The organism is Pseudomonas pergaminensis, from assembly GCF_024112395.2.
GTDB classification, from domain to species: domain Bacteria; phylum Pseudomonadota; class Gammaproteobacteria; order Pseudomonadales; family Pseudomonadaceae; genus Aquipseudomonas; species Aquipseudomonas pergaminensis.
Genome location: NZ_CP078013.2, coordinates 2,211,927 through 2,235,716 on the forward strand (window position 1 = coordinate 2,211,927; position 23,790 = coordinate 2,235,716).

General features: G+C 63.4%; 18 protein-coding genes and 1 pseudogene. 2 read left to right on the forward strand and 17 right to left on the reverse strand.

The genetic code is table 11. The annotated features are described in order from the left end of the window. Positions 1–2: 2 nt before the first annotated feature. The 15 genes from KUA23_RS10195 to KUA23_RS10265 all read right to left on the reverse strand — a co-directional run bounded on the left by KUA23_RS10195 (position 3) and on the right by KUA23_RS10265 (position 19,858). Positions 3–1,058, reverse strand: coding sequence for an acyltransferase family protein (locus KUA23_RS10195; protein WP_028619520.1), 1,056 nt, complete (start codon positions 1,056–1,058; stop codon positions 3–5). Positions 1,059–1,080: 22 nt separating this feature from the next. Continuing rightward, positions 1,081–2,490, reverse strand: a complete 1,410-nt coding sequence (murJ, locus tag KUA23_RS10200; RefSeq protein WP_214498405.1) for a murein biosynthesis integral membrane protein MurJ — start codon at positions 2,488–2,490, stop codon at positions 1,081–1,083. Further along, positions 2,490–3,917, reverse strand: coding sequence for an O-antigen ligase family protein (locus tag KUA23_RS10205; RefSeq protein WP_252994270.1), 1,428 nt, complete (start codon positions 3,915–3,917; stop codon positions 2,490–2,492). The genes murJ and KUA23_RS10205 overlap by 1 nt, the downstream gene beginning before the upstream one ends. Positions 3,918–3,919: 2 nt before the next feature. Continuing rightward, positions 3,920–5,023 carry a glycosyltransferase family 4 protein gene (locus KUA23_RS10210; RefSeq protein ID WP_252993867.1) on the reverse strand — a complete coding sequence of 368 codons (1,104 nt, stop codon included), beginning with the start codon at positions 5,021–5,023 and terminating at the stop codon, positions 3,920–3,922. Then, the gene (locus KUA23_RS10215) at positions 5,014–6,231 is read right to left on the reverse strand and encodes a glycosyltransferase family 4 protein (RefSeq protein ID WP_252993868.1); all 1,218 of its coding nucleotides are present in this window, start codon (positions 6,229–6,231) and stop codon (positions 5,014–5,016) included. Before KUA23_RS10215 ends, KUA23_RS10210 begins: the two co-directional genes overlap by 10 nt. Positions 6,232–6,239: 8 nt before the next feature. Beyond that, positions 6,240–7,568, reverse strand: coding sequence for a GH39 family glycosyl hydrolase (locus KUA23_RS10220; RefSeq protein ID WP_100491134.1), 1,329 nt, complete (start codon positions 7,566–7,568; stop codon positions 6,240–6,242). Continuing rightward, on the reverse strand, positions 7,558–8,748 hold the full coding sequence (locus KUA23_RS10225; RefSeq protein WP_252993869.1) for a glycosyltransferase: 1,191 nt from the start codon (positions 8,746–8,748) through the stop codon (positions 7,558–7,560). The genes KUA23_RS10220 and KUA23_RS10225 overlap by 11 nt, the downstream gene beginning before the upstream one ends. Continuing rightward, positions 8,748–10,739: a GumC family protein gene (locus KUA23_RS10230; RefSeq protein ID WP_078047739.1), complete on the reverse strand. Its 1,992-nt coding sequence runs from the start codon at positions 10,737–10,739 to the stop codon at positions 8,748–8,750. Before KUA23_RS10230 ends, KUA23_RS10225 begins: the two co-directional genes overlap by 1 nt. 15 nt (positions 10,740–10,754) lie before the next feature. Further along, positions 10,755–11,531: a polysaccharide biosynthesis/export family protein gene (locus KUA23_RS10235; protein WP_078047740.1), complete on the reverse strand. Its 777-nt coding sequence runs from the start codon at positions 11,529–11,531 to the stop codon at positions 10,755–10,757. Positions 11,532–11,560: 29 nt separating this feature from the next. Next, complete coding sequence (locus tag KUA23_RS10240) at positions 11,561–12,472, reverse strand: glycosyltransferase family 2 protein (protein WP_252993870.1); 912 nt, start codon at positions 12,470–12,472, stop codon at positions 11,561–11,563. A 1-nt stretch (position 12,473) separates the two neighbouring features. Continuing rightward, positions 12,474–13,934, reverse strand: coding sequence for a mannose-1-phosphate guanylyltransferase/mannose-6-phosphate isomerase (locus tag KUA23_RS10245; protein ID WP_099493852.1), 1,461 nt, complete (start codon positions 13,932–13,934; stop codon positions 12,474–12,476). After that, on the reverse strand, positions 13,934–15,373 hold the full coding sequence (locus tag KUA23_RS10250; protein ID WP_078047743.1) for an undecaprenyl-phosphate glucose phosphotransferase: 1,440 nt from the start codon (positions 15,371–15,373) through the stop codon (positions 13,934–13,936). The genes KUA23_RS10245 and KUA23_RS10250 overlap by 1 nt, the downstream gene beginning before the upstream one ends. 443 nt (positions 15,374–15,816) lie before the next feature. After that, positions 15,817–18,300: a TonB-dependent siderophore receptor gene (locus KUA23_RS10255; protein ID WP_252993871.1), complete on the reverse strand. Its 2,484-nt coding sequence runs from the start codon at positions 18,298–18,300 to the stop codon at positions 15,817–15,819. 105 nt (positions 18,301–18,405) lie between these two features. Beyond that, positions 18,406–19,356 (reverse strand): FecR domain-containing protein, encoded by a 951-nt coding sequence (locus tag KUA23_RS10260; RefSeq protein ID WP_252993872.1) that lies wholly within the window; start codon positions 19,354–19,356, stop codon positions 18,406–18,408. Continuing rightward, entirely contained in the window at positions 19,343–19,858 is a 516-nt protein-coding gene (locus KUA23_RS10265) for a sigma-70 family RNA polymerase sigma factor (RefSeq protein WP_078047746.1), read from the reverse strand. The genes KUA23_RS10260 and KUA23_RS10265 overlap by 14 nt, the downstream gene beginning before the upstream one ends. A 160-nt stretch (positions 19,859–20,018) precedes the next feature. On the opposite strand from KUA23_RS10265, the pseudogene KUA23_RS10270 reads away from it, so the two are divergent. Beyond that, positions 20,019–20,132, forward strand: a pseudogene (locus KUA23_RS10270) (LysE family translocator); the annotation flags it as partial. A gap of 968 nt (positions 20,133–21,100) precedes the next feature. On the opposite strand, the gene inhA reads toward KUA23_RS10270, so the two are convergent. Then, positions 21,101–21,781, reverse strand: a complete 681-nt coding sequence (gene inhA / locus KUA23_RS10275) for an isonitrile hydratase (RefSeq protein ID WP_252993873.1) — start codon at positions 21,779–21,781, stop codon at positions 21,101–21,103. 90 nt (positions 21,782–21,871) lie between these two features. Here inhA and KUA23_RS10280 point away from each other — a divergent pair, with 90 nt between their 5' ends. Further along, positions 21,872–22,876, forward strand: a complete 1,005-nt coding sequence (locus KUA23_RS10280; protein WP_078047748.1) for a GlxA family transcriptional regulator — start codon at positions 21,872–21,874, stop codon at positions 22,874–22,876. Here KUA23_RS10280 and KUA23_RS10285 read toward each other — a convergent pair. Next, positions 22,810–23,724: an alpha/beta fold hydrolase gene (locus KUA23_RS10285; RefSeq protein WP_252993874.1), complete on the reverse strand. Its 915-nt coding sequence runs from the start codon at positions 23,722–23,724 to the stop codon at positions 22,810–22,812. The two genes, KUA23_RS10280 and KUA23_RS10285, sit on opposite strands and share 67 nt — an antisense overlap. Positions 23,725–23,790 lie beyond the last annotated feature (66 nt).

Below are 23,790 nucleotides of genomic sequence, written 5' to 3' on the forward strand. Positions count from 1 at the left end.
CCTCAAGGCGCCGTTTTTGCGACAGGCGCCTTGCGCACCGGAAACGGAAAGTAGAAAAACCGCAGGAACGCCACCCGCTTGATCACTTCCCCGATCAACAACGGCACCACCACCGCCACCACAAACCCCACGCAGGCCGCGACAAACGCGGGCAGCCCCAGGCGCTCCAGCAGGTCGACCGTCTTGTGCTGGATCTCGCCGTGGAAGATCAGCAGGATCAAGGTGTTCTGACCGATATAGGTCATGGCCCGCGTGACCCAGGTCGACACCATCAATACGCGCGCCAGCGCCCAGCAGGCGTACACGCCGATCACGGCCGGCAGGGTGGTCCAGAACCAGTGGTCGTAGCGTCGCTGCGCCAGGTCCATGGTGTCCCAGGTGAAGGTGAATACCACAACGAACAATGCAATCGAAATCAACAGGGTCAGCCAGGAGCCCGCGTGGGTGCGCAGCCAATCACGCAGCAGGTAGCCGACAATGAAATAAGTGCTGCTGATCAAGGTGATATCCAGGCTGAACGGCAGGCCCGGCAGCACCCAGGTATGCCCGCCGAACGCGACTGGCAACTGCCAGAACCACGGCAGCATCCAGACGCCCACAATCAACTGCAGCGTTACCAGCGCGCAACTGAGCAACAGTGACAGCTTCAGGCGCTGGATCAGGCGCAGCATCACCCAACTGAACAGGATCGCCACCCAGAAATGCGGCAGGAACCACAGCGCCTGCCACGGAATGGTATCCACCGAGGCGTACAGCACACCGCCGATATCCGGCAACAGCGGCTGGCCACGCAGAATGCTGCGCACGATCACATAGGTGAGCATGGTGAAGAAAAACGGTTTGAGCAGGCCATCGGCCTTGCGTATCGCCATCTCCACGAACGGCTGCTCGGGCTTGAAGAACACGCCCGACAGAAAAAAGAACAGCGGCAAGATGAACGACGCCAGCACCGGGTATAGCAAGTCCGGCGAAGTGGCGACGAACCAACTGTGGGCAAACACGATCACCAGGATGCCGATGCCTTTGGCGATATCCATTTGAATCCAGCGATGTTTCATATGAGTTGTCCTGATCGATCATTCATGCCTTGCGCCACGGTCTCAGCCAGAGTGCCATGCCCAGCAATACCACCGCGCCAGCCAGGGTGCTTAGCCCCAGTTGCAGCCACATGCCTTCAATCCGAAACAGCGCCAACGCCGCCACGCCCATCAGCACCGCGCTGAGCAGCCAGCTCCGAGCCCAGGGCAGGGCGCCGAGCAAGGCCTGGCGTTGCATCAACAACAACGCGGTGCAGAGCACGCCGGCCAGCGCAGCCAGCGGAATCCCGGCCAGGCCGAACACAAACGGCAGCACGCCCAGCAACAGCACATTGGCCAGGCTGCCGAGCAGTTCACAACGCAATGGCTGGCGCGTATCGCCTGCAGCGTAGGCGTAGCGCGCGAGCAGGGCGTTCCAGGCGCCGAACACCAGTGGTACGGCAAACCAGGCGAGCAGCAGCGGCAACGGCGAGTCCAGCGATTGCTTGGGCAGCAGCAACGCCACCAGGCTCGGGGCCGCTGCCACCAGGCCGACGCCGGCGGGCAGGGTCAGCACGCTGGCGGTTTCCAGACCGCGCTTGAGCAGGGCCAGGCGCTCATCGCCCTGGCGGCGGCTCATCATGCCCAGCAACACTTGGTTAAGGCTCATCAGCGCAATCAGCGGCAGGTTCATCAGCTTGCGCGCCAGGTTGACCCAGGTCACCGCGCCTTCACCCAGCAACGACGCCACCAACCGTTCAATCAAGGCCAGGCCCTGGCTGGCGCCATTGCTCAGCAACAGTGGGCCGATGCGTTGGCCCAGCTCCCGCAGTGGCGCCAACGACAGGTGCCACTGCCACGGCCGCCAGCCCTGGCACCACATCGACGGCAGCAGCGCCAACGGCATCAACAGGCTGCCGGCCAGGCAGGCCAGGGCCAACGCGTGAGGTTGGGTCGCGGTGCCGGCGAGGGCGAGGTAGGTCACCGGCGGCAGGTTGAACAGCAACGAGCCCAACCCCGCGAGCACAAAGCGTTCGCGGGCTTGCAGCGCAATACTGAACAGCGCATGCAGCATCAGTCCCGGCACGCACCAGGCGACAATCTGCAAGTTACTGCTGGCGAGCGCCGTGGCACTGGCTGCCAAGCCCGGCCCAAGCAGTTGCACCAGCCACGGCGCCAACAGTGTCAGCAGCAGGCTGGTGACCAGTGCGATCAGCAGCAACGCCGGAAACAGCACCGCCAACCAGCCCAATCGCTCGTCGTCCTTGCGCGCCAGGTACAGCGGCAACGCAGCGGCGCTCAGCACGCCGCCGGCCAAGGACATGCGCAACGCTTCGGGTAAAAACAGTGCGATCAGGAACGCATCGCTGCGCTCACCCGCGCCCCAGGCCGCCACCAACAGCCATTCACGGGCGAAGCCCAGGCACAGGCCAAGCAGCGTCGCCAGCGTCAGCCAGACGGCAGAGCCCAGCATCAGGGTTGCGCGCCATCAAGCACGGGTTTGGACACGCTCAGGTTTTTCACCTGCGGCAGGCGCGCCGGAAACAGACGCCGCGCTTCCAGCACATTGATGCCCACCATCAGCCAGAATAGCGCGACCATCACCACGGCAAAGCTGAAGTAGTGGTCAAACAGGCCGCTGACCAGTGCCGAGAGAATCCCAGCGGTGGTGCCCAGCCACAGCGCATTGTCCTTGGTCAGGCGGATCGGGCCGCTGTCCGGGCGCGCTTCACGCCACCAGCGCACGGTCACCGCCACGAAGAACAGCATGCCAACGATGCCGGTCTTGTAGATGAAGTTCAGCCACAGGTTGGAGATGCCCAACAAATCGGTGCCCGGCACCGGCGGGTCGACCTTGAAGCCGATGCCGAACGGATACGACACCACCGCCTGCGGGAACATGCGGTATTCGTCGAAACGCACTTCGGTACTGGCGTTGCTTGAGGAAAATATCGTCGCCAGGCGTTCCTGCAACGGCGGATACGCGATCACCAGCGCCACCGTCAGTGCCGCGCCGATCATCAGCAGGCGCCCGGTGTACGGTACCCGGCGTGTGGCCATCCACAGCAGCACCAGCGCCAGGCTGACCATCGCGCCACGGCTACTGGCCAACAGCAACGCGGCTGCACCCAGGCAGGCCACGCCCAGGCCCAGTGCGCGTTTCCAGCCTTGCTCGGTCATGCCGAAGCAGAACGCAAGGGGCAACAGCAACGCCATGATCCCGCCGATGGCATTCGGGTGCATCCACGGTGAGCCCATGCGTGAAGACATGGCCTCCAGGCCGAATTTCAACATGTCGAAGTTGCCGTAGTTGAACAACGCCAGGATCGGCGCAATGCCGGCCCCGGAGCGTGTGCGCACGAACACCGCAATCGACAGTACCAGCATGGCCAGGCTGCCCAGCAGCAGGGCGATCACCAGGGATTCGCGGTGCTTGTGGTCCACCAGCAATTTGGCGCAGAGGAACACCGACGACAGGCTCAGCAACCAGCGCAACCAGTTGGCCACGCCGCTGGTGTCGGCGTGGATGGTGACCTGGCCGACGATAAACGGGAACACGCTGAACAGCATCAGCCACAGCAGCATCTGGTCGGTGGGCCGGCGTGTGAGGCTGGGCGTATCGGGCAGGCGCGCCAGGAAGTTGTGCCACAGCACCGCGCCCCAGGTCAGCGCCAGGATTGCTTCGCTGACGGTGCTGCGAATGCCCAGGTTGACCGTGGAGTACGGCATGAACGTGGCAACCAGGGCAAACAGCAACAGGCCCCAGAACGGAAAGCGCAGGACAGTCACCGCCCCGGCCAGGCCGATCATGGCAAGGAACGCCTTGGCCGGTGACAGCAGCAGGGCGACGGCACCAAACAGCAGGCCGAAGAAAATCGCGAAGAGGCCGGGCAGGTTCACTTTCACTTCAGCTCCTCGATCAGTTCGGCCAGGCGCCGGCGATAGGCATGATGGTTGAAGCGTTCCGCCCATTGGCGGCGTTGCTCGGGCGATTCTTCATCGGCCCGCTCGCCAAGGTTGACCATCAATTGCGTGAGCGCCGGGCCATCGGTGGGCGAAAAACGCGGTGCCGACGGCGGGGTGATTTCATCCAGCGACGTGCCACTGGCCACCGCCACCGGGGTGCCGACGCTCAAGGCCTCGATCACCGGCAGGCCGAAACCCTCGGCATACGAAGGTTGCCACAGGCGAGAGGCCTGGCGGTACAGCGCGTGCAATTCGGCATCCGAGACGCCACTCAGCGCGCGAATGCCCGGCAGCGTACGCTGGGCTTCGGGCAAATGATCGAGGCTGCCCACCAGTACCAATTCCGGCACGTCGGGGGACTGGCGTCGCGCCTGTTGCCACGCGTCCACCAGGAACGGCACGTTCTTGCGCAGCTCACGGGTGCCCACCAGCAGCCAATAGCGTGCGGGCAGTTGGCGCGCGCTGAGGTCCGCCGCCAGTTCGAAAAAACCATCGACCTGGTTGGGCAGCACGCGAATCTTGCCCGCGGCCTTGGGGAACAACCGCGCGGTTTCATCGGCGCTGTACTGCGATGGCGTCCACACCCGGTCGGCACTGTGCACCGCGTAGGCAATCGACAGGCGATCGCTGGTCTTATAGATCAACGCCTTCAAGCGGTTGGCGTGATAGTTGTCGAGGGTGATCTGGAACAGGTCGTGCAACAGCACCACGGTGCGCAGCCCCTTCGGTTTGGGCGGCAACGGCAGGCCCATGTTGAAGGTGCTGATGTACAGGTCGATACGCTGCTCGCGCAAGGCGCGCGGCAGAAAGCCCGCCTCGAAGCGCAGGCGATTCTGCGGTTGGTGCATGGCCGTCTTGGCGCAGCCCCAGGCGGGGCAGTGAGCTCGCAAGCGGGTCTCATCGCCCAGGGGCGCCACGGTAAAGCGCTCCAGCTCAATGCCCGGCAGGCTGTGCAGGGCGCTTTCCAGCGCGTACACCTGGCGGCTGATGCCTGATAGCGGCGAGGTGCCGACGGTGCGGTAATCCAGGCCTACGCGCATACCGGCTCCTTTTGATTCAACGGCGCAAGCGCGGCGTACACCTGCTCCAATTGGCTGGCGGCGACGCTCCAGTCATGGGCACGACGCACATAGGCGCGGCCGGCTTCACCCATGGGCGCGGCAGCATCGGGAAATTGCAGCAGGCGCACCACGGCGTCCGCCAGGCTCGCGGCGGTTTGCCCGCCGAGGTAGTCCAGGCCTTCCACCAGGTCCAACCCCGAGACGCCTTGCTCGGTGCTCGCCAGCGGCAAGCCCGCGGCCAGCGCTTCAAGCACCTTGAGCTTGGAACCGCCGCCATGGCGCAGCGGCGCCAGGAACACCGAGCAACTCGATTGCAGGTTCAGCAGGTTGGGCACAAAACCTTGCCACTCGATGCGCGGGTCCTGCCAGCGTTCACGCCAACTGTCGGGCATACCAAAGCCACACACGCTCATGCGCGCGTCAGGGCAACGTTCCCAGACCTTGGGCAGGATTTCATCCAGCGCCCATTCGATGGCGTCCACGTTGGGCGCGTATTCATAGTTGCCGAGGAACAGCACGCGGCGTGTCGACGGGTCGGGGCGGGCGGCTGCGAAGTGATCGCAGTCCACGCCGTTGACCACCACCGACACCGGTTTGCCGGCGATTTTTTCCAGGGTTTGCGCGTCGCTGTCGGTCACTGCCACTACCCGCGTGGCCTGGCGCATCACGCGTCGTTCCCAGCGCGTGTAGCGCCATTGGTCATAACGAATGAACGGCAACGACCAGCCCGGCAGGCGGTCGTAAGTGGCCGCGCCCAGGGCCGATTCGACGTTGTGCTCGGTCAGCACAAACGGCTGGGATGTGCGCGCCAGCGCATCTTCGTAAGGCTGGAAGGTGTAGGTGTGCTCGATCTGCACCACATCCCAATGCTCGTTGAGCAGTTGGTTGAACCGGTCCTGCAAGGCGCCCGACAAACCGTTCACACTGGCCAGCAGCGGGTAGGGCGCGAACAGCCCGGCCACCAGCGTCTTCATGCTGCGCAAGGGGCGGCGCGGCAGGATGATCAGTTGTTCGAGAAACGCCTCCAGCACCTGGCGGTCAGTGAGTGACACGGGGTGCTTGTCATGCAGCAGCAGGGTGATCCGGTGCCCACGCGCGGCCAGGCTGCGCAACAGGTGGAACTGTCGCGTCTTGCCGCCGCTGGTGGCGGGCCAGGGTGAGTAGGGCAGGATCCATAAAATGCGCATCGCAGGCCTCAATCCCATAACAGAATTTGCAGGTTCGACTTGACCGGCAAGGTCAGGCCACTGGTGCCGCTTACCGGGGTTTGGGTACCGCGCAGCGGGTCGTACAGGGTGGCGCTGGCCAGGCCTGGCAAGTGGGCATTGCCACCCTGGGCCGACCAGAAGAACCACAGCTTGCGGCCATCGGCGCGGGTCCAGCCGATGCTGAACAGGCCGTCGGGCAACTGGTCGGCAACCGGCGGATCGCCCGGCGTGAGTTTCGGCCCGCTGACGTCGAGGAAGTTCTTCAGTGCGGTGTAGACGGGCTTGGGGTTGGTGTCGATGTCCAGCAAGCCGTAGGACCGGTCGCGAACGCTGGCGCGCTGGTCGAGGTCGCTCAAGGTAAACAGGAAGATCTTGTCGAAGTCCATCGCGCTCATCAACGCCAGGCGGCGAACCACGTAGTCGGCCTGCGCCTGCAGGGTGATGATGTCCTGGGCGTCCTTGGGGCCCTTGTAGGTTGACCAACCCCACTCGGTGCTCCACAGGGTGTTCACGCCGCCATTGCGCAGGGCCTGGTTGAGCTGGGTGGTCTTGGCGATGAAGTCCAAATTGGCCGGGTCATTGCCTTCGGGCAATTGGGTGTAGGGGTGATAGGACACCACCGTGTTCAGGCTGGCCACGCCCAGCGCACCCAGGGCGTCGAACATGGTCTGGCCATTGGGCATTTCGCTGAAGAACGCCATGCCGGCGGCCACCACCGGTTTGCTCGGGTTCACCGCCCGCAGTGCCTGGGCGGTGGCGGTGAGCAGGGTGGCGTAGCCTGCCGGGTCTGCCGCCGGGCGCCAGAAGCCCAGCAAGTTCGGCTCGTTCCAGACTTGCCAGGCATCCACGCTGGGGTAGCGCTGCGAAAGCAAGGCCATGCGGTTGGCGAACACGTCGGGGTCTTTCGGCGGGTACTGGTCCGGGTACATCGACAGCGGCGGGGCGCTGCTGATAAAGCGCGCCGAGCCCACCAGGTAGAACACCGACTTGATCTGGTTCTGCTGCAGCTTGCCCACCAGCTCATCGAGGGTGGCGAGCTTGTATTGGTTCTGGGCGGTTTCCAGCTGATCCCAATGCAGGTCCAGGCGCACCCACTCCAGGCCGAGGGCCTTGAGGCGGTCAATCTGCTTCTGGTAGCGCTCGGGGCTGAACCACAGAAACTGCGCATTCACTCCCAGGAAATCCTTCCAAACCACCTCCTTGCTGCCCTTGAGCACATGGCTTTCGGCATCCGCCTGGCGCCCCCACAGGAACGCCGTCAGCCCCAGGGCCGCGACCACGGCAAGGGTTGCGAAGAAGGTGGGCTTACGCGCCATAGGTCGACCCTGCAATAGCGTGCTCAAAGAGCTGCTTGAATTTTTGCGCCGTCAACGGCCACACACGTTCGCGGCCAATCTCCCCGGCGCGCTCGGCCCAATCCCGGGCCAGCAGCGGCGTGCGCGCAAGGCGCAAGAGCTGTTCACCCAGTGCTGCCACATCGCCCTCGGGGTAGATGGCACCGTTGCCGCTGGCGACTTCCTCGGCAAACGCACGCGCATCGGAAGTGATCGCGCCGCGCCCGCAGGCAGTGGCCCAGGACAACGCACCACTGGTGCCGCGCTGGCGCCCCAGCAGGCCGAGTTTTTTCGATTCGCGGTAGGGCAGCACCATCACATGGTGGGCCTGAATGGTGTGGGCAATGTCATCGGCCGGCAGGTTCAATCGCCAGTCGATGGCGTCGCTCAGGCCCAGCGCGGCGATCTGCGCGTTCAACTGCTCCAGGTAGTTACCGCCCGCGCCAAACGCCATTTCCGCAGCGGTGCCACCGGCCAGGGTCAGGCGCACGCGGCCGCGCAATTCGGGGTCTTGCTTGAACACTTCCGCCAGGGCCTGCACCAGGTCTTCGATGCCTTTGCCCCGGTAGATAAAACCGAAATACAGCAGGTGCAGGGTGTCGAGCGGCGGCAACGGGGCCGGTGCGATGGCCAGGTTGGCGTGGTTGATCACCGCCACCTTGCCGGCAGGCAAGTGCATGCGCTGGCTCAGGCAGTCGGCGCCCAGGCGGGTGAGGGTCACCAGCCGGGTCAGGCCCTTGGCGACCTGGCGTTCTTCGCGCAAGGTCAGAGGGTCGGCCAGCACCACGGCTGCCTGGGGCAACGGGCTGGGCAGGCGCTCCAGCAGGTTCAGCGGAAACGGCAGGTGCTCGCGCCGCCACACGATGCGCTCCGGGTCGTGCACGGTGGCCGTCAATGGCAACTGGGGGTAAGCCTTGCGCAGTTCACGCAAGGCCAGGAATTCCCCCAGCCGCCCGCCGCCCAGCTCGGCGTGCACCAGGTCGACGGTTTGCCAATCGAAGCCGGCGATGGCTTGCTGGATCGCCTCGGCATTGCCCGCCACACCGGCCAACGGCGTCAGCACCGTCACACCCAGGTGTTCCAAGGCCGTGCGGAAATGGTTCGCGTAGTCGGCGATCCCGTTTTTCTCCGGCGGCAAGGGGGCGAGCAGGGCGATGCGCATCAGAACGCTCCCCGGTATTTACCGATGGTCTGCAGCACTTTGCCCGGCACTTCGAATTTGCGCCGGTTGATGATGATGCCATCGACCTTGCCGAACGCGGTGTTGAGGATCGACAGCGCATGCTCGACCACCGGCACGGTACTTTTGCGCGCTTCCACCACCAGCCCGATCAGATCGGCGCGGCGCAGGGTGATAAAGGCTTCGCGGTTGTCCAGCAGGGCCGAGGCGTCCAGCAGCACCACCTCGCCCGGCGCAGCTTCTTCCAGCCCACCGACTCGCACATTGACGCCATTCTCATGCAGCAGTTGGCGCAGTTGCTCGACCACGAAGGTCACCCCTTCGCCGTGACGCGCCGACGTCAGCCCCAGCACCAGGCCCTGTTCGGCAATGCGGTTGGGCTGCAGCAGGCTGTACAGCCGGTAGATGCTCGCGTTGAACGCGTTGGTACTTTGCGCGGTGGTGGTGTCCAGCTCCGGCAGGGTGGTCCACAGCGGCAGGCCGAACTTGCGTTCCACCAGGCCGCCATCGTGAATGCGCTGGTCGAGCAAGTAGCACAGGTAGATCACCAGCAAGCCGACGACGATGGCAAACGGGATCGCCAGGATCAGCATCACCAGGGTTTTCGGGAAGATGCGGCCTGGGTTCAGGGTGGCTTCTTCGATCACGGCAATGTTGCTGATCTGGCTGTTGTCCAGCTCGCGGTCGATGCGCGATTTTTCCAGGTTGTCCACATACAGCGCGTAGTTGCGCTCGGTGGTGTTCAGCTCGCGGGAGAGGCGTGCCAGTTCCGGTTCGATCTCCAGGGCTTGCTTGCGTTGCGCCTCAAGGTTCAGCAGTTGTTTTTGCTGCTCAACCAGCTGGGTACGCAGGGCCTGGTTGTTGCTGGTTTCGTCCAGCAGCACGCGCTGCAAGTGGATTTCCAGGGTGTTTGGCGCACGGTTCTCCGAGGCTTGCACCGTATTGCTCTCGTTAGCGACCTGGGCCTGCATCGCACGGATCGAGGCATCCAGGGCTTTGACCGGCGGCGCGTTGTCGGTGTAGGTGCGCATCATGTCGGCCTTTTCCAGCAGCTTCTGGTTGAGCAGGCGACGCAAGTCCTGCTGCTGCGGGTTCAGTGCGATCTGGCGCACCGTGGTGACTTCCTTGGGCTGGCCTTTGAGCTGCGTGCGCGTGCTTTGGATGGCGCTGTCGGACGAGGCGATCAGGCGTGTGGTGTTGAAGGTCTCGCCGCGCAGCACGTTGATGCGCTCGGACAGGTCTTCCAAACGGTCGGTGATGCTCGCCGCACCGATCTCATTCAAGTGGGTGAGGATCTGCTGCTTGTAGCTCTTGATCTCGGTGGCGCTGTTGGCCGCCTGGCCTTCATAAAAGGCGTACAGGCTCTTGCGCCCCAGTGCCTGGGTGCGTTCGTTGATGTAAGTCTCGACCCAATCCTTGACCACCGCCTGGGCGATCTCCGGGTCGCCCCACTTGAAGCTGATGTCCATCACCGTCGAACCTGCGGCGTGGCTCACCTCAAAGTTCTTTTCCAGGCTGGCGGCCAGGCGTTCCACCGGGGTGGTTTTTTCCACCACGCCGACGGTTTCAAGCACCACGCGGATGCCGTCGAATATCGCACCCACGCCGCTCTTGACGTAGTACTTGGTGCGCTTCCAGAAACCTTCCGGTGGCGGTGCGCTGTCGATCACTTCCAGGTAATGCTCGGCCACGGCGCGCACGATGGGGCGACCGGTGAGCAAACGCTCTTCGTCGACAATCGGGTCACGCTGGGTGCTGGGCATTACCAGCGCCTGGCGGTTGCTGATCTCGATGGGCAGGGTCGAATCACGCCCCGGCTTGACCAGCAGGCGCGCGGTGGACTCGTACTTGGCCGGCAGCAGGAACGCCCCCAGCAGGATGATCACCAGCGCGGCAATCGCCGCCAGTTTGAACTCGTGCCGGAAGATAAAGAACAAGCGCAGAAGATCACGAAAAGAACGGATCTCGATCATTGGGATGTCGCTCCTTTAGTTGTTGCCGCCGCTGGTTCGGGTGTAGTTGTAGCCAACCCCAATGGACTTGGTAAACGGAATCAGCTGGTTCATGTAGGTGTCCACCCCTTGGATCCGCTCGCCGACGTTGGACTTGGGCACGAACACCACATCGCCACGTTGCAGGTGCACGGGTTTGCGCCCATTCGGGCCGGTCTTGAGCAGTTGGCTGAAGTCCAGGAAATACGCGCGATACGCGCCCTGGGCGTCCTCGCGCAGCAGGGCGACCATGCTGGCGTTGCCTGCCGGGCTGACCCCGCCGGCACCGATAATCGCTTGTTCCAAGGTATTGGCCGTGGCGATCTGCACCGCCGTCGGGTTGTTCACCGCGCCGCCGACAATGATTGAACTGCCCGGCGCCTGGTTGATGTTCACCGTCACGCGGGGCTCGCGGTACACCGGGGCGAGCTTGCTGGTCAGCTCGTTGGCCAACTCCGAAGGCTGGCGCCCGGCGACCTGGATCGGCCCCAGGAACGGGTAGTTGATCTTGCCGTCGGTTTGCACGGTGTACAGCGTCAGCTCGTAGATGGTGCTGACGTTGAACGCCGACAGCGTCGGCATCTCACCGGCATCGCGCACGATGCGCAACTGGTCGCCGATGCGGATGCGTTCCACCGCCGGCGGCAGTTGGGCAAGCTGGTCGAGGGCGCGCTTGCCGGCCTCGACGGTGTCGCTGTCCGGCGGCACGATGCGTGCCGGCGTGTTGCAGGCGGCCAGGGCCATCATGGCCACGACGAGCAGGGTTCGTTTCATCAAGGGGGACTTCCTGTAGGTCATGATGCTCACCTCCAATAACCGGGAAACATGCTGATGCGCCGCTTGAGGGCGAGGGGGAGGCGGCGCTCCAGATGGCCCAGCCGGTAGCCGAGCAGTTTGAACGCACTGCGCACCAGTACTTCGGGGACACGGTGCAAGGCACCTGCCTTGCGCAACGCAGCGAGCTCGGCCGCCACATAGCGCTTGCCTTCGCCCCCCGCGTCGCCAAAGGCCTGCCGGATCCACGGCTCGCGGCCATAGAACACGCCGATGTCGAAGTAGCGGTGAAACTCATCCATGAGTGTGTAATCGTGGGAGTGATGCACCAGCGCCGAGGCGGCGTAGCGCACCTTGTAGCCTTCGAGCAGCATGCGGGCGGCCACATAGGCGTCTTCGCTGCCGATCACGTCGGCCGGGAAACCGCCCACCGCCTGCAGCACGCTGCGCCGGTAGACGGAAAACGAGTCGGAGCTGAAACAGGTCTTGATCCCCAGTTCCGGTGCATCGGCCAGGCTCTTGCTGCGGCTCTGCTCCGGGTAATTGAAATGCCGCGACTGCGCACCCAGCACACCGGCGTCGGGGTGTGGCAACTGGCGCCCGTAGGCCACGCCGTTGAGCGGGTCCTGCTGCAGTTCGGCGAGCAGGTTAGCGAAGGTTTCCGGGGTGGCGGGGATCGCGTCCTGGGTCATCACGATCAATGCGTCGCCGCCCACTTGTTCGCTGGCCCAGCGCCGGGTGCCGCCGTGGTTGAAGTCGCGCGCGTCGATCACCTCCACCCGTGCACCGAACGCGCGAAAGCGCGCCACGGTGTCATCGCTGGAGGCGCTGTCCACCACCAGCGTTTCGTCGGGTTGCAGGGTTTGCATCTTCAGCGCCGGCAGCAGGCGTGCCAAGTGGCTGGATGCGTTACGGGTCGGGATGATCAGTGAGGTGCGCATGTTATTTTTTCACTTCTGCGGGGGCGCGCCCGTAGATGTCATCGAAGCGCACAATATCGTCCTCGCCCAGGTATTCGCCGCTCTGCACCTCGATCATCACCAGGTCGATGATGCCGGGGTTGGTCAGCCGGTGTTTGTGCCCGGCCGGGATGTAGGTGGACTCGTTGGCGTTGATCAGGAATTCGCGCTCGCCATTAGTAATTTGCGCCGCACCGCTGACCACCACCCAGTGTTCGCTGCGGTGGTGGTGCATCTGCAGTGACAGCGAGGCCTGGGGCTTGACCACGATGCGCTTGATCTTGAAGCGGCTGCTTTCTTCCAGCACGGTGTAGGTGCCCCACGGCCGGGTGACCGTGCGGTGCAGGCTGTACGCCGGGTGATTCTGGCGCTTGAGCTCGGCGACGATGTAGCGTACGTCCTGGCTGCGGTGGGCGTCGGCGATCAGCAGGGCGTCGGGTGTGTCGACGATGATCAGGTCGCGCACGCCCACGGCGCCGAGGACGCGCTTGGGCGAGTCGATGTAGCAGTTGTGCACGTCATGCAAGATCGCTTCGCCGTTGACCTGGTTGCCATGGGCGTCACTCGGCGTGAGCTGGCGCAGGGCCTCCCACGAACCGATGTCGCTCCAGCCGATGTCGCACGGCACCACCGCGACTTGCTTGGACTTCTCCATCAGCGCCACATCGATGGACACATCCGGCGCGCTGCCGAACGCTTCGGCGTCCAGCTCGCGCTGGCGTGAGGTTTTGTTTTGCAGGCTCTGGCTGTGTTCCAGCGCGGCGCGGGCGGCTTCCAATACATCGGGCGCATGGGCGGCGAGTTCGTCCACCAGGGTGCTGGCCTTGAAGCAGAACATGCCGGCATTCCACAGGTGCTTGCCGCCATCCAGGTAACCCTGGGCCGTGGCCAGGTCGGGTTTTTCCACAAAGCGTTTGACCCGGTTGCCCGTGCCCAGCGGCTCGCCTTGTTCGATATAGCCAAAGCCGGTTTCCGGGTGGTCGGGCTGGATGCCAAAGGTCACCAGGTAGCCGGCTTCGGCCAGGTCGCGGGCCTGGGTCACGGCCTCGGCGAACGCCACTTCATTGAGGATCAAATGATCGGCAGGCATCACTAGCAACTGCGCCTCACCGCCGAAGTGTTCCTGCACATGCAGCGCCGCCACGGCAATCGCCGCCGCCGTGTTGCGTCCGAACGGTTCGAGCAGCAGGTCCAGGGGCAGGTGGGCCTTGTTGACCAGGCGGTAGTCATCCAGGGTGCGGAACAGCAGGTCGCGGTTGGTCACCGTCAGCACGCTTTCCACGCCGGGCAGTTTGGCGGCGCGCTGGAAGGTTTTCTGCAGCAGGCTCTGGCCATCACGCATGCGCATGAACGGCTTGGGCATATTCTGCCGGGACACCGGCCACAGCCGCGTGCCCGACCCACCGGAAATGATGCAGGGAATTAATCCGTTGAGTGTGTTCATCAATAGACTTCCTTGGTGGAAAGGACGGCTGGGACCGTCATGAAGACGATGTACAAGTCAAACCACACCGACCACCTGGAGATGTACTCCAGGTCGTACTCGACACGTTTCTGGATCTTGAACAGGGTGTCGGTTTCACCCCGGTAACCATTGATCTGCGCCCAACCGGTGATGCCCGGTTTTACCCGGTGCCGCGAGCTGTATTCGCTTACCGCCACCTCGAAGGGAATGCCCGCCGCCTTGGTCGCGGTGGCATGCGGACGTGGGCCGACCATGGACATGTTGCCCAGCAGCACGTTGAACAGTTGCGGCAACTCGTCGATGCTGGTCTTGCGGATGATGCGGCCCACGCGAGTGATGCGCGGGTCTGCGCGGGTGGTCTGGCGTTCAGCGGTGAAATCGCTCTGGTCGGTGTACATGGAGCGGAACTTGAACACGCGGATTTCGTTGTCGTTGTAGCCATAACGGTTCTGGCGAAACAGCACCGGCCCCTTGGAGTCGAGCTTGATCGCGATCGCCGTCGCCACCATCACTGGCGACAGGCACACCAGCGCCAGGCTGGCGAGCAGGAAGTCCTCGCAGCGCTTGATCACCGGCGACCAGCCGCGCAGTGGCAATTGCGAGGTGTTGAACATCAGGATGCCGCCCACATCGGTGATCTTGCTGTGGCCGTAGCGCAGGGCCGCCATGTCTGGCACCAGCATGACGTTCACCGACAACTGCCGCAGGCGGTTGACCAGCCCATGGATACGCTGCTCGGCGGCCCAGGGCAGGCAGATCATCACCTGGTTGACCTGCTCGGCGCGGATCAGCTTTTCCAAGTCACGGGTGTTGCCCAGCAGGGGCAGGCTGCTCAGTTCCTTGGGAATGCGCTCGGTGCGGTCATCGATGAAGCCGATCAGGCCGGAGCGGATGTCACCGTTGCGTTGCAAGTGATCGGCGACGTGCACGGCAGTGTCGGTAAAGCCCAGGATCACGGTACGTTGCAGGTATTTGCCGGCGCGCATCAGCCGGCTGTACAGGCGCAGCATCACCAGGCGCTCCAGGCAAAACAGCCCCAGGCTTACGACGTACCACACCGCCAGGTTGCGCGGGGTCAATTGCGGGAAGAACTGCAGGATCTGGTACATGAACAGCAGGATGCAAAAAGCCGCCGTCCAGGCCTTGATCTTGGTTTTCAGGCGCAGGCGGTTGCTGAACAATTCCTCGGAATAGATACCCAGGGCCTGGAACAGAATGATGGTCAGGACCGCAAAAAAAACCAGCAGGCCCAGGAAGTGGGCGCGCAGTTCAGGGTCCATCGGGTCCAGGAAGAGCACCAGGACCAGTGGGGGCAAAATGGCGGTGAGGCCATGGATCAATTTGACGAAAACAACAAAGAACTCAACAAAACCGGCGCGCGTTAGAAACAGGCTGTCAACGGACGACTTTTCTCGCATACAAACATCCCTCATTGCACTCCAGGCATCAGTGTTCGAGTGTTTGTTCAATTAAGCAGAAGGCTGCTTAGAACACGGGTCGAACGACTACGCTGGGTAATACGCAACTTTCCGATCCAAATGCACAATCCAAATGCAGTTATCCATTTGAGTGGATTTCGCGGGTGTAGTGGCTTAAGGAGTGTTTCCTTTGGGTGTTCAGTCAACTAATTGACGGTGTTGCGGAGGCGGCATGCTAGACAGGTTAATCAGTCTTTTTTGCGGCATTTTATTGACATTCCTTGTCCGGACACTCGGTCATTGGCTGTGTTTTTGAGTGTAGGAACAAATGTGAGATTTTTCCTGCTTAAAGGAAAAACCTTTTTTGAGGCGAGGTAGGAAAGGGGGACAAAGAGGGTGTGGCAGGGCGCACTTAGTGCCCTGCCACCGGGGCTTTCGCCGGATCAGAAGTTGCCTTTCAAACTAACGGTGAAATTGCGTGGTTCACCGTAGAAGTTGCCCCAGGAGGCGGTGCCGACCGTGTTGTAATAGCTTTTGTCGAACAAATTGTTGCCGTTTAGCGCGACCGTCCAAGTGTCGTCGATGCGGTATGCCACGCGAGTGCTCCAGGTCGCGTAACCGGCCTGTTCCAGCTTGATGGTCTGCACGCGGTAGTTGCTGCTCTGGGCATTGACCCCGGCACCGACGCTCCATTTCGACAGCGTACCGTCAAGCTGGTAGTCACCCCACACGCGCAGCATATGCCGAGGCACGTAGGTGTTGGATGAGCCGCCTTCGACCTTGCTGTCGATGTTTTTCAGGGACTTGGTCTGGGTGTAAGTGTAGCCGCCGAAAAGCTGCAGGCGTTCGAGCAATTCGCCGCTGATTTCGGTCTCCACACCTTGGGCGCGCACCTTGCCCGTGTCGGTGTAGCAATAGCCATCGGCGGAGGTCGGGCACATCGTGGTGTAGTCGGACTCGGCGCCGTTTTTCTCGATGGCGCGGAACAATGCCAGGGAGCTGTTGAGGCGCCCGTCAAACCATTCACCCTTGATCCCCAGCTCGTAGTTGTCACCGATCTTGGGCTTGAGCGCCGCGCCATCGACGGTGGCGTAGGAGCTTTGCGGTTGGAAGATATCCGCGTAGCTGGCGTACACCGACAGGTGCTCGTCAAGGTCGTAGATCAGTGCGGCAAATGGTGTGACTTCGCCGGTTTCCTTGGTTCGTGCGTCCTGCACAGCCCATTCGCCCCAGGCCAGGTTGTTGGACTGGCGACGGTTTTCGTACCAGCTCACGCGGCTGCCGACGATAAACATCAAGGGCTCGGCCAGGCGCAGGCGCAAGGTGGCGTAGGTGCCGTATTGCGTGGCGGTTTCCTTGACCGTGCCACCGCGATACATGTTCGGCCAGAAGGTGTTGTCGGCCGGTTCCGGGAAGTGGTGGTCGGGTTGGTAGATGCTCTGGCGCTTGGGCAGGTTCTGGATCGCGTATACGTCGTCCTGGGTGCCACGGCTGCCGTTGGCGCCGAGGATCAGTTCGTGTTGCAGGCCGAAGGCTTCGAACTTGCCGTCCACGTAGGCGTCGAGGCCGAAATCCTTGTGGTCGTAGTCCATCAACGCTGCATAGGAGTTGGCCGTGGGCGCCGGGTTGCCATAGTTGATGGTGCCTTCGCTGGCGGCATACTTGGTGTCTTGCAGGTTGCGGCTGTGGACCGCCGCGACCTTGAGTTTCCAGTCATCGTTGAAGTGGTGGGTGACGTCGGCGAAGAATGTGGTGCGCCGGCTCTGCCAGTCGTTCCAGGATTGGCCCAGGCAGGTCGAGCGGCTCAGGTTGGCGCTTTTGCCATCGGCATAGCGCGGCAGGCCGCCCCAGCACGGGGTGGCGTCGACATCTTCATAGCTGGCACCGACGCCCAGGGTGGTGTCCGGCGTGAGGTCGAAATCCAGCGCGCCATAGAAAGCCTGGTCCTGGCGCTTGGCGATGTCCATATAGGAGCCGCGCGTCTGCTGGCTGACGGCCGCGCGTCCACGCAGGGTGCCGCTGTCATTCAGCGGGCCGCCGGTGTCGACGTCGGCGCGGTAGTTGTCCCAGGTGCCGGCGGACAACGACAGGCTGGTGGTGGGCTGGGCCTGTGGCCGCTTGCGCACGAAGTTCACCGCGCCGCTGGCGGTGCCGGCCCCCTTGAGCATACCGGCGGCGCCCTTGAGCACTTCCACGCGGTCATAAATCGCCATGTTCGCGCTGAAACTGTCGGCTTGGACGTAGTCCTTGCCCATGTCCAGGGGGACGCCGTCGTACTGGTACTGGCCGAGCATCTTGAAACCACGGGAATAGAAATACTTGCCGCCCATGGGCGACTCGTAAGTGGTGATGCCGGGTGTGCGTTCCATCACGTCATCGATGGTGGTGACGTTCTGGTCGTCCATGAATTGGCGGGTCATCACGCTGACTGATTGCGGGGTTTCCCGCAGGCTGTGTTCGCCCTTGCCGATAGTGACCGCGCCGGTTGTATAGGAACCGGTGCCGTCGGTGGTGGCGCCCAGGCGTTCAGCGTTGATGAGGGTGGCGCCCAGGTTCAGCGAGCCGCTGTCGGCCACTTGCGGCAATAACAGCGATGTGCTGTTGCTCTGGCGCTGGGCTTGCAGGCCCTGGCCGCGCAGCAACTGTTCGAGTGCCTGCTGAGCATCGAAGCGGCCGCTCAAACCCGGGCTGGTCTTGCCGGCAACGCTGGTGGCATCGTACGACAGGCTGATGCCGGCCTGGCGCGCGAACTGGTCCAACGTACTGGCCAGGGGGCCCGACGCGATGGTCCAGTCGCGGGCCTGGGTGTCGCTGGCCGGTGTGTCGGCCATCACCGCCAGTGGCGCGGCGCCGCTCAGGCAGACGCCAAGCAAGGCGGCCTGTACCGCGCGCTTGAGGGGGGAACGGGGGGAGGGGAACGCTTGCATGACCGCGGAATGCTCCTGAAGAAAGTGGACAGATCCGGCCTGTTGATCGGCCTTTTCTTACAGGTCGAGCGGCAATCGGCATTCACCTCATTTATTTTTGAGAAATTACACGCGCGGTGAAACGGTCACCCAGTAGCGGCTGCGGTAGGTGACATCAAGCTTGAGCGATTGCGCCACCAGGCCCAGTACTTGATCGGTGTCCTCCAACTGATAAGTCCCCGACACGCGCAAGCCGGCCACGGCTTCGCTGCAGCGCAACAGGCCGTTGCGGTAGCGGCCCAGTTCGGCGAGGAAGTCGTCCAGGCGCATGTTGTGGGCGCTGATCACGCCGTCGCTCCAGGCCCATGGATCAAGGCCATTGGCGACGGCCGGGCGAATGCCGTTGCGGTTGAACACCACGTGCTCGCCGGGATTGAGTACCTGGCGGGCGTTGGTTTCATTGCCATTGGCAAACACCGCCACCGCGCCCTGTTGCACCGCCAACAGCGTGCCCTGGGCCTCCTCGCGTACCAGAAAACGCGTGCCAAGGGCGCGCAGGTGCCCGTCGCGGGTCTGCACCCAGAAAGGGCGTTTGTCGACCCCGGTATCCACGAGTATTTCACCCTGGCGCAACTGCACCAGGCGGCGTTCGGAGGTGAACGCCGTGTCGATCGCACTGGCGCTGTTGAGCTGGATCCGGCTGCCGTCGCTCAACCCCACCCAGCGTCGCTCGCCGGTGGCGGTGCGGTGCTCGGCCATCAGGGCGGGCAGGGGCGTGTAGTCGCGGCCAAGCCAGGTCAAGCCGGCGGCCCCGGCAAACAGGCCCAGCAGTTTCAGGCCTTCACGACGGCTGATGCGTTGACGCGCGCCGCGCAGGGCATGCCGGCCGACCTGCGCCGGCAGCTGATTGAAATCGTCATTCATGGTCGCCACCCGCTGCCACACCTGCTGGTGCTCGGCGCTGGTGTGCAGCCAGCGCTCGAACGCGGCGGTGCTGGCGTCGTCAGCCACATTGAAGCGCAGCGTGATCATCCACTGGATGGCCTGGTCCACCAGGCGTGGGTCAGCATTCGGCATAACGCAACCGGTAACAGGCGTGCAGCGCTTTGGACAGGTCGCGCTCCACCGTGGCCTTGGACACCCCGAGGCGCAGGGCGATCTGCGCGCAGGTCAGGCCGTCCAGTTGCGCGAGCAGGAAGGCTTCGCGCACCCGAGGCTTGAGCTGGTCGAGCAGGCGGTCGATGCGCTCCAGGCTATCGAGGATCAGCAGGCGGGTTTCTTCCGACGGCACCTCGACTTGCGGGAAATGCGCGAGGCTTTCCAGGTAGGCGCGTTCCAGCTCACGACGCCGGTATTGGTCGATCATCAAGCTGCGGGCGATGCTGCTCAGGTACGCGCGCGGTTGCTGCAAGCTCTGTTGCTTGCGCGCGTTGAGCAGGCGCACGAAAGTTTCCTGGGCCAGGTCGGCGGCGTGTTCACGGCAACCGGTGCGCCGGCTCAGCCAGCCGCGCAGCCATGAATGATGGGCTTGGTAAAGCTGGCCGATGGCGGCATGGTCCAGTGGGTGATCGCTCGACATGGGCATCCTGGCGCAGCTGTCTTAATTGATAATGTTTCGCATTCTAGTCGTTGCTCGTGACCCTTCGCAATTGCCGCAGCGCAATGTATCCAGCACAATTTTCTGTCAGCCCTGGATGCTCGGACTAATCTGCAGGCTTTTCCCGGTGGAAGGCTTGAGCATGATCGACTTGGCGACCCTGGCGGTTTTTTCCGGTGCTGTGCTGTTGTTGCTGTTGTCCCCGGGGCCGAACATGGCCTTTGTGATCAGCCATGGCGTCACCCACGGTTGGCGACGGTGTTGACGGTGTTGGCGGTGCGCTTGGCGGTGATGTCTCGCCCGGCCTGATTTGATGAGCGTACGACTGGTCAAAATGTAGGAGCTGGCTTGCCTGCGAAAGCGGCCTGACAGCCGCCCACAATCTAACTGTCACCCCGCGATCTAACTGTAGGAGCTGGCTTGCCAGCGATGGCGGCCTAACAGCCGACCACTCTCCCACTGTCACCCCACGGTCCAAAATGTGGGAGCTGGCTTGCCTGCGAAAGCGGCCTAACAGCCGACCACTCTCTGACTGTTGCCCCACGATCCAAATGTGGGAGCTGGCTTGCCTGCGAAGACGGCCTGACAGCCGGCCGCTCTCTAACTGCCACCCCGCGATCCAAAATGTGGGAGCTGGCTTGCCTGCGAAAGCAGCCTAACAGCCGACCGCTCTCTAACTGTCACCCCGCGATCCAAATGTGGGAGCTGGCTTGCCTGCGAAAGCAGCCTAACAGCCGACCACTCTCTGACTGTCGCCCCGCGATCCAAATGTGGGAGCGGGCTTGCTCGCGAAGGCGGCCTGATAGCCGACCAGAATGTTGGATCAGTCTGAGTACATATCCGTTCTTTGGGTAACGGCCGCTAATGGTTCCGCCCTTACGGCGGCTCACTTTTGAAAAGCGCAAAAGTAAGCAAAACGCTCTTGCCCCAACACTCGGCACCTCGCCTAGGCTCGGTGTGCCCGTAATCCGACAGGTATTTGGGGGGCCGCCGCCACGCGCCATCCATGTCGCGGGGCGGCTAAACCGGCATCCCTGCCGGTTTACCCCCCAAATCCCTGTCGAATTCCGGCCAGCGTGTTTGACGGGGCGCCTGAGATCAAAAGCAAGTCAAGATCAAGATCAAGATCAAGATCAAGATCAAGATCAAGATCAAGAGCGGCTCGCTTCGCATCGTGGTTAGCTTGGGGGATGCGTGTCTAACGCCGGCAGGTGCTTTGCAGAATCAGCCCAACCGAGCAGCCGCGCGTGCGACGATTTCGCCGCGCACTCTGCGCGATTCGGCGGTGCGTTTGTTGGCTTCTTCCAGTACGTGCTGGGGCGCGGTGTCCGGGCGGCCGGAGTCGAAGGGGGGCGCGGGGGCGTATTCAATCTGCAACTGCACCAGTTGCGCCGCCGCTTCGCTGTACAACTCGGCCGCCAGGGTGAGGGCGAAGTCGATGCCGGCGGTGATGCCGCCGCCGGTCAGCAGGTTGCCGTCACGGACCACGCGTTCCTGAACGGGGATGGCGCCGAGCGGGGCGAGCAGGTCGTGGTAGGCCCAGTGTGTCGTCGCCTTGCGTCCACGTAGCAAACCGGCCGCACCCAGCACCAGCGCGCCGGTGCACACCGAGGTCACGTAGCGCGCGGTCTGTGCCTGGGCCTTGAGGAAGTCCAGGGTCTGCGGGTCTTCCATCAGTGCGCCCACGCCGGAACCGCCGGGTACGCAGATCACATCCAGGCGCGGGCAGTCGGCGTAGGTCATGGTCGGGGTGAACACCAGGCCAGTGCTGGAGGTGACGCGTTCCAGGTCTTTCCACACCAGGTGCAGTTTCACCTCTGGCAGTGAACCCAGCACGTCGTAGGGGCCCGTGAGGTCCAGCTGCTGGATGCCGGGGAACAACAGAAAGCCGATCTGCAAGGTCATGAATGAAGCTCCGTGAAAGGGGTGGACGGCTTCACTCTAGAGGCCTAGGCTTTGGCGAATACGCCATTGAACCCACGAATCACGCCAATCATGCCTCGAATCGTTCACGTCCTCGCTTTCGATAACGCCCAGGTGCTTGATGTGACCGGGCCGCTGCAGGTGTTCGCCTCCACCAATGACCTGGCGCGCCAGCGCGGTGAACCCTTGCCTTACGCGGTCTCGGTGATCGCCGCTCAAGCGGAGCCGGTGAGGACCTCCGCCGGCCTGGCCCTGGTGGCCGAGCCGTTGCCCGCTGCGGACGCGCCGTGCGACACATTGGTGATTGCCGGCGGTTGGGGTGTGTACGGTGCTGCCGAAGACCCGGCGCTGGTGGACTGGGTGCGCGAGAAAGCCAGGCACACCCGGCGCATGACGTCAGTGTGCACCGGCGCGTTCCTGCTGGCCGCCAGCGGCATGCTCGACGGTTGTCGCGTGGCCACTCACTGGACCCGTTGCGAAGAGCTGGCGCGCAAATTTCCGTCGCTGACGGTGGAGTCCAACCCGATTTTCATCCAGCAGGGCGCCGTCTGGACGTCCGCCGGTGTCACCGCTGGTATCGACCTGTGCCTGGCGCTGGTGGAGGAAGACCTGGGTCGCGCCGTTGCCCTGGAAGTGGCGCGGCACCTGGTGGTGTTCCTCAAGCGCCCCGGCGGCCAATCGCAATTCAGCGTGACCTTGTCCCTGCAAAAAGACGACAGCCGCTTCGCCGAACTCCACGCCTGGATGGCCGAAAACCTGACCCTCGACCTGAACATCCCCACCCTGGCCGCCCAGGCCGGCATGAGCGAGCGCAGCTTCGTGCGCCACTACCGCGCCGAAACCGGCCAGACCCCGGCACGCGCCGTCGAGTTGATCCGGGTTGAAACCGCGCGCCGCCAACTGGCGGACAGCACGGCGTCGATCAAACGTATTGCTGTGCAATGCGGGTTTGGCTGTGAAGAGACCTTGCGACGCAGCTTTCTGCGCGCGCTGGACGTCACGCCCCAGGCCTACCGCGAGCGATTTTCGCCAAGCAGTTCCAGCAGCGCATCAAGTGTGGCCTGCGGCGCTTCCTGAGGCATATTGTGGCCCACGCCCGGCAGCACTTGGCGCCGGTAAAACCCGCTGAAATGCTCGATGTCGTCATCCACGTCGGGCGGCGGACCCACGCCATCATCGGCGCCGCACAACGAAATGCTCGGCACTGAAATTGCCGGTTGCAGGGCCAGCGCGGCTTCAATGGATTCCAGCGCCGGGTCGCCGGGCGCGTACATGAAACGATGGCGATACGAGTGAATCACCACCTCGACAAAATCCGGGTTATCGAACGACGGCGCCGTCTGGTCATACAGGCTCGGCCCCTCGGCCCAGGACGGCGACCACAGTGCCCACAACAGCTTGCACAGTTCACGCCGGTTGGCGGTCAAGCCGTCCACGCCGCGCTGGGTATGGAAGTAGAACTGGTACCACAAGCGATGCTCCGTGACAGGCGCCCGTGGCTTGAGGGATTTGGCAATGTCCTGGATGTTGTAGCCATCCGCGGTCACCAACCCGCGCACCCGCTCGGGCCACAGCGCTGCGACGATACACGCGGCACGCCCACCCCAGTCATAGCCCGCGAGGGTCGCCTGGGGAATGTGCAGCGCGTCCATGAAATCCAGCAAGTCCTTGGCCAACGCCGCCTGCTGCCCGGAACGCATCACCTGCGCATTGATAAAGCGCGTCGGGCCATAACCGCGCAGGTACGGCACCAACACCCGGCACCCGCGCGCGGCCAGTACCGGCGCGATCTCATCATAGCCGCGCGGGTCATAGGGGAAGCCATGCAGCAGGATCACAGGCGTACCGTCGACGGGGCCGTGGGCTTCATAAGCCACGTCGAGCATGGAGGTGCGCACGAAGTGCAGGGGGAAGGCGGTGGTCATGGTGGGCTCCTGTCAGGTGCTGGAACTCTAGTCGAAGGGCGTGACGGGATGGGGTGGGATTGAAGG

What these genes read in the sequence shown, in the direction of transcription:
- KUA23_RS10195 (WP_028619520.1), bottom strand. Translation starts at nt 1,058, where the DNA reads ATGAAACATCGCTGGATTCAAATGGATATCGCCAAAGGCATCGGCATC.
- murJ (WP_214498405.1), bottom strand. Translation starts at nt 2,490, where the DNA reads ATGCTGGGCTCTGCCGTCTGGCTGACGCTGGCGACGCTGCTTGGCCTG.
- KUA23_RS10210 (WP_252993867.1), bottom strand. Translation starts at nt 5,023, where the DNA reads ATGCGCGTAGGCCTGGATTACCGCACCGTCGGCACCTCGCCGCTATCA.
- KUA23_RS10215 (WP_252993868.1), bottom strand. Translation starts at nt 6,231, where the DNA reads ATGCGCATTTTATGGATCCTGCCCTACTCACCCTGGCCCGCCACCAGC.
- KUA23_RS10220 (WP_100491134.1), bottom strand. Translation starts at nt 7,568, where the DNA reads ATGGCGCGTAAGCCCACCTTCTTCGCAACCCTTGCCGTGGTCGCGGCC.
- KUA23_RS10225 (WP_252993869.1), bottom strand. Translation starts at nt 8,748, where the DNA reads ATGCGCATCGCCCTGCTCGCCCCCTTGCCGCCGGAGAAAAACGGGATC.
- KUA23_RS10230 (WP_078047739.1), bottom strand. Translation starts at nt 10,739, where the DNA reads ATGATCGAGATCCGTTCTTTTCGTGATCTTCTGCGCTTGTTCTTTATC.
- KUA23_RS10235 (WP_078047740.1), bottom strand. Translation starts at nt 11,531, where the DNA reads ATGAAACGAACCCTGCTCGTCGTGGCCATGATGGCCCTGGCCGCCTGC.
- KUA23_RS10240 (WP_252993870.1), bottom strand. Translation starts at nt 12,472, where the DNA reads ATGCGCACCTCACTGATCATCCCGACCCGTAACGCATCCAGCCACTTG.
- KUA23_RS10245 (WP_099493852.1), bottom strand. Translation starts at nt 13,934, where the DNA reads ATGAACACACTCAACGGATTAATTCCCTGCATCATTTCCGGTGGGTCG.
- KUA23_RS10250 (WP_078047743.1), bottom strand. Translation starts at nt 15,373, where the DNA reads ATGCGAGAAAAGTCGTCCGTTGACAGCCTGTTTCTAACGCGCGCCGGT.
- KUA23_RS10255 (WP_252993871.1), bottom strand. Translation starts at nt 18,300, where the DNA reads ATGCAAGCGTTCCCCTCCCCCCGTTCCCCCCTCAAGCGCGCGGTACAG.
- KUA23_RS10260 (WP_252993872.1), bottom strand. Translation starts at nt 19,356, where the DNA reads ATGCCGAATGCTGACCCACGCCTGGTGGACCAGGCCATCCAGTGGATG.
- KUA23_RS10265 (WP_078047746.1), bottom strand. Translation starts at nt 19,858, where the DNA reads ATGTCGAGCGATCACCCACTGGACCATGCCGCCATCGGCCAGCTTTAC.
- inhA (WP_252993873.1), bottom strand. Translation starts at nt 21,781, where the DNA reads ATGACCTTGCAGATCGGCTTTCTGTTGTTCCCCGGCATCCAGCAGCTG.
- KUA23_RS10280 (WP_078047748.1), top strand. Translation starts at nt 21,872, where the DNA reads ATGCCTCGAATCGTTCACGTCCTCGCTTTCGATAACGCCCAGGTGCTT.
- KUA23_RS10285 (WP_252993874.1), bottom strand. Translation starts at nt 23,724, where the DNA reads ATGACCACCGCCTTCCCCCTGCACTTCGTGCGCACCTCCATGCTCGAC.